We start from the raw sequence: 2,915 nt of genomic DNA on the forward strand, positions 1-2,915 counted from the left end.
TGTCCATCAGGCCGCTGACGTCGGGATACTGAATCAGCACGCCGATTGAGCCGACGATCGAGGTCTTGCGCGCAACGATGTGATCGGCGGCACTGGCGATCATATAGCCCGCCGATGCGGCGAGCGTGCCGACTTCCGCCACCACCGGCTTGTCGGCAGCCAGCTTGCGCACCTCTTCGTAGATCGATTCACCGCCGACCGTGGTGCCCCCAGGCGAATCGATCGACAGGATCACGGCTTTCACCTTCGACGACAGGCGGATGGTTTCCAGCCGCTTGATCAGTTCCTCGTCCTCGGTGATCGTGCCTTCGATCTTGACCTTGGCGATATGGTCGACCGTCGAGCCGCCGAAATCGTCGTTGTAGAACCAGGCTGAAAGCGCAATCACCCCAAGGGCAACGATGCCGATGGCGACGACGCGCCAGAATGTCAGCTTGCGCCGCAAACGGCGGCGGTCGATCAGGTCGTCGGCTCTCAGTGCCATGGTCAGCCTTTCAGTCGGCGGGAGGAGACGCTTTTAGACCATGATCCTCCCATCTGGAAGCAGTTCTCTTTCCCGGCAGTGTTTGAAATTTGCGGAAACGCCCGATTCTTGGCCGAGTTGTGCAAACGCCGTATATATCGGCAAAAGGCATAGGAGACGTCATGATCGCCAAACACACAACCGCCGAAGATATGGCTCGAACTGTAGGCGTCGACCCGAACACATTCCGCGAAGCGTTGCGTAACGCGAAGCACCCTCGGAAACGCAACACTGATTGGGAAGTGAAAATTGGCAGCCCATCGTATTCGGGAATGCGCACCGTTCTGGTTGGTCTCATACAGCGGAAGGTGGCCTGACGCTGACCGGATCCAAGGCCAGAAAGCGCCCCGCCGACGTGATCGGCAACGCCGTTTGGCACCATGCGCATTGCCAACATCAAGTCGCCGGCCAACGCGCTTGTCTGGTTTCAAATTTCAAACTGAGACACTACCTCTTTCCCACACGATGGGACAATCGGCGCGGATGGTCGAGATAGCCATGCCGCATACACGATCGACCGGGCCGGCCAGGCGGGCATCCGACATCTCCCCTCACGTATTTGCGCAGTCACCGCGAGGTCGGGCGGGAGACAGACAGCTGATAAATTTTACCCCGCGTGTCTGTTTCTGCTATGAAGAACGGCCAGTTGTGCGGATCTGGGTTTCATCTGTACAAATGCGGCTGTCACATTTTTGCAGTTTTCCTGGGCTTGTGCTTGCTTGAAGGCGCCGGCGTCCCACCTATAGGCGGTGCTCCCGGGTGGGCAGGGGTTTAGAAGAAAGCAGTGAATGTTAGCGCGACCGAATGAACCGACCAGCGCCGAGATGGAGTTGGTCCCCCAGGCGGACGGCCGGACGCGTGGCGACGCGTTCGACCGCGCGCAACGTCATTCGCGCCGTGTGCGCATTCTCAAGTTTGCCGTGCCACTGGCTGCGGCCCTGATCGCCATCGCTTTCCCGGTCTATTCCTATCTGGCCGCACCCGTCTCCGTGAAGGTTCAGGCGGAAGGCACCGCCTTTTCCAACGGCAAGCTGGTGATGGCCAATCCCAAGCTCAACGGTTTCACCAAGCAGAAACAGCCCTATTCGATGACGGCGTTGCGCGCCATTCAGGATGTCAGCACGCAAGGTATCATCGAACTGGAAGGCATCGACGCCAAGGTGCCGATCGCGCCCGACAATGTGGCGGCGGTCAAGGCCTCGCACGGCACCTACGATCGCGACGGCAATACGATGAACCTGACCAGCGACGTGACGATCACCACAACCGACGGCATGCAGGCCAAGTTCAAATCGGTCTTCCTCGACATGGGCAAAGGCACTATGAAGACGGGAGATCCCGTCGATGTCAGCCGTGGCGGGTCGCGGATCACGGCGGATTCGATGTCGGTCCAGGACAATGGCAAGATTCTGGTCTTCGAGAACAAAGTGCGCGTCAACATCGATTCCGCCGCCTTGAAGACGGCAGAGGGAAACAGCGGAGAAACCAATGCGGCTCAGTAGTTCGACGCGGCTCGCGGCTGCAACTTCAGCGTTGCTGCTGCTCGGACTTGTGCCGTCATTGGCGCAGACCACCAGCCAATCAGGCCTCAAACTGTCCGGCGACAAGCCGATCCAGATCGAGAGCGACAAGCTGGAGGTCCGCCAAGCCGACAGTGTCGCCATCTTCACGGGCAATGTCAGCGTCGTCCAGGGGCCGACATTGATGAAGGCCGGCAAGATGATGGTCTATTACGTCAAGGACCCCAACGCCGGCGCCAAGGGCGCGGAAGCGGCTGGCGCGGCAGCCATGACCGGCTCGGCCAACATCGATCACCTGGAGATTTCCGACAAGGTTTACATCAAGTCGGATGCGCAGGTCGCGACCGGCGATCAAGGCAGCTTCGATATGAAGAGCCAGGTGCTGGTGCTTTCGGGCAAAAAGGTCGTTCTGTCGCAGAACGACAACGTCTTGGTCGGCTGCAAGCTCGTCGTGCAGATGAAAACCGGGCTGGCCCAGGTTGATCCATGCGCTGGGCAACGCGTCCAGATGTCGATCACGCCGCCGCCGAAATCGGGAGCGACGAACCCCTGATGGCCAGCTTGTCGTCGCTGACGGCGCGTCTTCCGGGACGGGCCGCCGGCAAGATTTCGGCGCCGGCCACGGTGACCGTCGATGCGGTAAAGTTCAAGGGAACCCTGATCGCCAAGGGTTTGACCAAGAGCTACAAGGGCCGCAAGGTCGTCAGCGGTGTCACCATCGGCGTGCGTGCCGGCGAGGCCGTCGGATTGCTTGGCCCCAATGGCGCCGGCAAGACGACCTGTTTCTACATGGTTACCGGCCTGGTGCCGGTGGATGAAGGCACGATCGAGATCGACGGCTTCGATGTCACCTCGATGCCGATGTACCGTCG

Annotated in this window: 5 protein-coding genes; 4 read left to right on the forward strand and 1 reads right to left on the reverse strand. The window is 60.0% G+C overall.

Going from position 1 to position 2,915, the window contains the following annotated elements:
• The coding region (locus tag EN935_RS29285; protein WP_164771417.1) for a S49 family peptidase at positions 1 to 484 on the reverse strand (484 nt) is incomplete at its 3' end.
• A gap of 161 nt (positions 485 to 645) precedes the next feature.
• Here EN935_RS29285 and EN935_RS29290 point away from each other — a divergent pair.
• From EN935_RS29290 to EN935_RS29305, 4 genes are all read left to right on the forward strand, one after another.
• On the forward strand, positions 646 to 840 hold the full coding sequence (locus EN935_RS29290) for a hypothetical protein (protein WP_126070530.1): 195 nt from the start codon (positions 646 to 648) through the stop codon (positions 838 to 840).
• Positions 841 to 1,311: 471 nt separating this feature from the next.
• Positions 1,312 to 2,025 carry an LPS export ABC transporter periplasmic protein LptC gene (lptC, locus tag EN935_RS29295; RefSeq protein WP_109658844.1) on the forward strand — a complete coding sequence of 238 codons (714 nt, stop codon included), beginning with the start codon at positions 1,312 to 1,314 and terminating at the stop codon, positions 2,023 to 2,025.
• Entirely contained in the window at positions 2,012 to 2,596 is a 585-nt protein-coding gene (locus tag EN935_RS29300) for an LptA/OstA family protein (RefSeq protein ID WP_109658845.1), read from the forward strand. The genes lptC and EN935_RS29300 overlap by 14 nt, the downstream gene beginning before the upstream one ends.
• Positions 2,596 to 2,915 (forward strand): ATP-binding cassette domain-containing protein (locus EN935_RS29305; protein WP_127373893.1); only part of this gene is annotated, 320 nt, incomplete at its 3' end. The genes EN935_RS29300 and EN935_RS29305, both read left to right, overlap by 1 nt.

This window comes from Mesorhizobium sp. M7D.F.Ca.US.004.03.1.1 (assembly GCF_003998635.1).
GTDB classification, from domain to species: domain Bacteria; phylum Pseudomonadota; class Alphaproteobacteria; order Rhizobiales; family Rhizobiaceae; genus Mesorhizobium; species Mesorhizobium loti.